General features: G+C 62.5%; 3 protein-coding genes and 1 pseudogene. 1 reads left to right on the top strand and 3 read right to left on the bottom strand.

Annotated elements, in window-relative coordinates; genetic code table 11:
* Nucleotides 1-348: 348 nt before the first annotated feature.
* Complete coding sequence (locus X751_RS135010; RefSeq protein WP_023699405.1) at nucleotides 349-1701, top strand: site-specific integrase; 1353 nt, start codon at nucleotides 349-351, stop codon at nucleotides 1699-1701.
* 690 nt (nucleotides 1702-2391) lie between these two features.
* On the opposite strand, the pseudogene X751_RS00045 reads toward X751_RS135010, so the two are convergent.
* From X751_RS00045 to X751_RS135015, 3 genes and pseudogenes are all read right to left on the bottom strand, one after another.
* A pseudogene (locus X751_RS00045) lies at nucleotides 2392-4109 on the bottom strand (adenylate/guanylate cyclase domain-containing protein).
* Between the two features lie 495 nt (nucleotides 4110-4604).
* Complete coding sequence (locus X751_RS0134940; protein WP_023746495.1) at nucleotides 4605-5093, bottom strand: DoxX family protein; 489 nt, start codon at nucleotides 5091-5093, stop codon at nucleotides 4605-4607.
* 108 nt (nucleotides 5094-5201) lie between these two features.
* Nucleotides 5202-5594, bottom strand: coding sequence for a tetratricopeptide repeat protein (locus X751_RS135015; protein ID WP_245265865.1), 393 nt, complete (start codon nucleotides 5592-5594; stop codon nucleotides 5202-5204).
* Nucleotides 5595-5642: the final 48 nt, after the last annotated feature.

Genomic DNA, 5642 nt, shown 5'->3' with positions numbered 1-5642 from the left:
TTGGGCTACTTCGATGATGAGACATGCAGGCTCGAACCACTCCAAAAACCCCTTCGGGCCAAAAGTGTTACCCATGTCTCCGATATAAACCGTAACCTATGTGTCCGGAATGGACCTCGGTAAGTTGGCGCACCCGACAGGATTCGAACCTGTGACCTCTGCCTTCGGAGAATGGATAGTGGCTTTCGCCGAACCTATCCGTTTCCATCCGAATGTGCGCTATGCCACTGAAATCACAAAAGACTTTGAAATCGATCAGCGCCGACGGTACGACGGGACGGCTCAAACCCCTCCCTGCCGTGCTTACGCTTTGCTTACGCAGGGATTCTGTCAAGGAGACACCCTAGCATGGCGAAGCTGACCAAACGAACCATCGATGCCACCAAAATCAAGTCCTCGGACTATGTGATATGGGATGAAGAACTACCCGGTTTTGGCTTGCGTGTCTTCGCTTCGGGCAAGCGCAGCTATGTTCTGCAGTACCGCAGTGCCGGGCGCTCGCGTCGCTACACGATTGGCCTGCACGGAGTTTGGACTCCTGAGGAAGCCAGGCGCGAGGCGAAAGTGCTGCTGGGTCAGGTCGCAAGGGGCGGCAACCCTGCAGAGGAGCGCAAGCTTGATCGCGAGGCGATCACGGTCAAGGATCTCTGCACCCGCTACCTCGAAGATCTCAAGAATGGGCTCGTGCTCGGGAAAAGGGGACGGCCAAAGAAAGCCACGACAATCTCCACCGATGTCGGGCGCGTTGAGCGCCACATCGTCCCGCTGCTCGGCAGTCGACGGGTGCGAGATTTAGCCAAGTCCGACATCACCCAGGCTATGAAGGACATCATGGCGGGCAAGACACGCGCGAACGTCAAGACGGACAAGCTGCGGGGGCGCGCGATCGTGCGCGGTGGAGCGGGCACGGCGGCTCGAACGATAGGTCTCTTCGGTGGTATTCTCACCTATGCGGTCGAACTCGGCATCATCGAGCAGAACCCTGTGCATGGTGTTCGCAAGCCGAAGGACAGGGTTAACGCGCGCCGCCTCAGCGAGCAGGAGTATCGCACGCTGGGCGATATTTTGCGGAAAGCGGCCGCGGACGGGCAGCACGAGGCCACCGCGGAAATGATCCGGGTGATCGCCCTGACGGGCTGCCGGCGCAGCGAAGTGATCGGCCTACGTTACGGAGAAGTCGATGTTGAGGGCAGTTGCCTGCGCCTGACCGACAGCAAGGAAGGAGCGTCGGTGCGTCCGATCGGTCTGCCGGTCCTGGAATACCTCGAGGATCGCCGCCAAGAGGAAGAGGGCGCCGAAAATTATGTCTTCCCTGGCTGGGAGGATGACACGCCATTCGGGAGCTTCCCCAGGCACTGGACGAAACTACTCGAGAAGACCGACCTGGCCGGTATCACACCCCATGTTCTGCGGCACAGCTTCGCTAGCATCGCCAACGACCTTGGGTTCACCGAGGCAACAATCGCCGCCTTGGTCGGTCATTCACGAGGGTCGGTGACGAGCCGCTACATCCATACTGTAGATACCGCACTCATCATGGCGGCTGACAGCATTGCTGGCTACATTCAGGGCCTGCTGGACGGCGTAGCCTTCAGACATACCTCCTATGCGCTCGATCGGAATTCGAGGAAGTTGGCGCTTGCCCACTTCCTGGGAAAGCCGACACCGAAAGGAAGGAGTGCCGAGCGATCCGCAGCGTGATCGAACGTCCGCTTCGCGCTTCATATCGGTCGTCGAAGCCCATCTATGCGTTCTCCAAAAGCGGACCTTGCTAGCGCTGGCGGTTTGATCGGGGCTACGCCGACAGCAGCTATTCGCAAGGCCTTGAAATGAATGGCGGCAATAGCGACCGCCAGCTTCGTGTGACGCCGCTGAACTCCGAACGTGAAAACTTGTCTCAAACCTTTAGCACCAGCGCGCCGGTCGTTCGTCGAGACTCCAGATCGCGATGGGCCTCGGACGCTGCTGCAAGATCGTAGGGCCTTGGAGGCTCGACCTTGATAACGCCCAGTCGGAGCGCGGCAAAGAACCGGTTCAATTGCAGAGCAAGCTTTTGCGGTGCATCCGTATAGTGGGCGTAGTTAGGCCGGGAAATCGTGACGGACTTCGAAGAGAACCGACCGATGTCCCAGTTGCCGACTGGGCCTGACGCCTGGCCAAAACTAACGAGATGGCTTCGGCCCCCGAGCGCTGCCAGCGACCCGCCGAAGGTGTCGTTGCCGACAGCATCATAGGCGACATCCGCTCAGGCGCCGCCAGTCAGTCGCGTGACCGCCTCGGCGAAATTCTCTCGCGAATAGACGATGACTAGCAGATGACGCTCGATCCGGTTCGCGCCGACTGACCTCCGGCATCGTAGGGAGTGTGCGAGGCCGGCATTTCGAGCCCGCCTTACCTCAATTTTGCTGGCAAGGCGATCGGCACCGCCGCGCCGCGCGGCACGACCAGCACGCCGAGCGGGCGCGCACGGCCGCGGATGTCGATCTCGCGCGCCTCCGCGCCGGGTAGGTCCATGCCCGAAAGCCGCACCGTCGCTTCGGAGACGACGATCTCCGCCTGGAATTCCTTCGCCGCGGCCTCCAGCCGGCTGCCGACGTTGATAGTGTCGCCGATCGCGGTCACGTTCGTGACCGCGCCGTAGCCCATCGAGCCGACGATCGCCTGGCCGACATGGATGCCGATCGCGACCTTGATGGTGGCGCGCAGTTCCTCGGCAAAGTCGTCGCTGAGGGCGCGAACCCCTTCGACGATGGCGCTGGCGGCAGAAAGTGCGTTGCGGCATGCCTCGCCGCGCGTGGTCTCCAGCCCGAACAGCGCCATGGCGCCATCGCCGACGAACTTGTCGACGCGGCCGCCTGAGCTCTCGACTGCGCGGCCGATTACGCCGAAATAGCGGTTGAGCAGGAAGACCACGTCGAATGGCAGGCGCTGGTCGGCCATCGCCGTGAAGCCGCGCATGTCGCAGAACATCACCACCACTACCTTCTCGTGGCCGGGATCGCTGGCGGTTGCGCCGAGCGGGCCCCCNGGCCCCCCCGCCGTGACCGGCGGCGACAGCAGCGGCGCGACGCGAAGATCGCCGCGCGGCCTGAGCTGGCAGGCGAGCCGCACGTCGCCGTCGGCCGCGATGCGGCGCAGGGTCGCCGCTTCGATCGGACTGGGCTCCGGCTGCTCGGCCAGGCCGTCGACCACGCGGATGCGGCAGGTCGAGCAGCGTCCGCGCCCGCCGCACACGGCATAATGCGCGATGCCGCCCAGCCGGCTGGCGTCGAGCACGCTGTAGCCGCGGGGGATGCGCACCTTGCGCCCGCCGGCATAGCGCACCTCGATCAGGTTGCGCCGCTCGATGCGGTCGCGAACGATGCGCGCCGCCAGCACCAGGACGATCAGTCCCGCAAAGCCGGCATAGATGCTGCTGTCCATGCGCTCCTTGGCCGCCAACGCTCGGTCCAAAAGGGTTCGCTCGATGGGCTGCGACTGAGGCGGTCCCATCGCCGAGACCTCCTTTCCGGCGCTAGCGAAACCGAGCAGCGCCAGGACCGGAACCAGCACCGCCAGGACCAGCAGAGCAGAGGCGACGCGCGGATACCACCGACGATAACGCAGCCAGAAGTAGAGGCCGAGGCAGCCATGTGCCCATATGACGACCACCGCGATTGCCTGCCGCACCCCGACCTGCGGTGTCAGGATCCATAGCGAGCGCACCACAAACTCGTAAGTGTCGTTGGCCTCATAGAGGGCGTGCATGGCACGCGTGCCGACCACGTGCTCGGCAATCAGAAGCGGGATGGAGAGGCCGAGCAGTATCTGTGCCCACTCTCGCACCGGAATGGCCAGCGTGCGGCGGTGTAGAGCGCCAGCAGCGACAGAACGAGATGCGTGGCGACCGCGCCGTAGAGGAGCAGCGTCCCGGCCGGGTTGCGCCAGATCAGCAGGAACACCGCGCGCCCCTTATCCGCTGCTTCAAGCGAGATCAGGAGCAACGCATGGTTCAGGAAATGCAGCGTCACGAACGCCATCAGCACAAGGCCGGACACCAGCCGTGCGTTGCGGAGCCACGCGTCCGGCAGCCATCCGGGCGGTGGTGCTGGGACCTGCGATTGGCTCATTTCCAGTGCCTTGAACGATTCGCTGACCAAAACACGCCGGCAATAGCGCCTTCCGGTCAAGATTTGCCGGCGGCGACAATCAGTCAATCAAGCCTTGCCGCCTGCCATTCCACGACGTGGTGGCAGTTCGATACGGCCAAATCGCCTGGGGTTCCTGGATGCTTTTGCGGGGCTTATGGACAAAGTGGGACAAAGATCGGTTTTTGGATAGCTTTGAAGGCAGCGACTTCTGGCAAAATGCGCCAGATAGCGCGTCGGCACGAACTTCCAAGCGTGCTACCTTTTGAACGGCAGCTTTGCGCCTCATATCGGCCGATAGGGCGTTCCTATCCGTGCCGATAAGCGGACGTCGATAAACAACCCGCCGTGAACGGCTTTCGTCATCAGGGGTCGCCCGAGGCGTTTGTAGCGTTCGGATCGGGCGGGCGGGTTGATATGAGACCCGGCGTCTTGGCGATTTAGAATGGAAGCTTGATTTCGCCAACCGAGAGAGGCCTACCGGCCGCTATGAGCGCCGCAACCGTCTCTCTGTCCTGTTGCCGGCGCTTCACGAGGCCGTTCAGNGAGAGGCCTACCGGCCGCTATGAGCGCCGCAACCGTCTCTCTGTCCTGTTGCCGGCGCTTCACGAGGCCGTTCAGAACCCTGTCGAGAGATATCGCGCCGGCGCCGGCTATGGCCAGGGCGAACATGCCGCCCGCTATTGCGAGATCCTTTTCGAAATGCAGCAATTCGTTCTGGTTGGCGAAATTGGTGTGGAACAAAGCTGCCGTTGCCAAACAGAAAAGTCCGAGCGCCACCGCGCCCAGACGCGTCAGCAGACCAAGGCCGACCGAAACGCCAGCTCCCAGCTGCAGCGCTATGGTGGCTATCAAAAGCGGCAGGCTGACGCCGAGCGCCGTCATCGCCTTGGCTGCACCGGCGAAATGCGTCGCCAGCTCCAGGCTTTCATGCACGAAGAGCAATGAGAGCAGCAGGCGACCCATCAGCAGGGTCAAGTCGGCGAGATATAGTTTCGAAGCGGTTTGTGTCGTTGTCACGATTGGCTCCAGGCGATGGGAAAGGGGCAGGCGCCTTGCAGCGCCTGCCTGGTTTTACTTGGTCACCTTGGTGTCGATGGCCTTGTGGAGGTCTTCGAGTTCTTCACAGCCGGCGGGACACAATCTTTGCAGCGACGCCAGCTGCTCGTTGGCCTTGGCCATGTCGCCGGTCTCTACATAGAGTTCGCCCAGATATTCGCGGGCGGCCTTGTGATCGGGTTTCAGCTCCAGCGCCTTGTTGTAGTAGGTCAGCGCGGTGGCGAAATCGCCCGTCTTGCGCAGTGTGAAGCCGAGCAGGTTGTAGACGTCGGCCTGCTGGTTGTCCTGCGCGAGATCACGCAGATCGGCCAGCGCGCCCTTGTAGTCCTTGACGGCGATCTTGGCCTGGACGGCGGTGAGGTCGGGTGCATCGGTGCCTTCGATGTCGTCGACCGCATAGGCCGGCATGATAGTGGCCACGGGAACGACGGTCAGCACGGCAATGGCGCCGAGCAG

It is taken from the genome of Mesorhizobium sp. LNJC394B00 (assembly GCF_000502555.1).
Taxonomy (GTDB): Bacteria; Pseudomonadota; Alphaproteobacteria; order Rhizobiales; family Rhizobiaceae; genus Mesorhizobium.
This window is presented reverse-complemented; position numbering and strand designations above follow the sequence as displayed.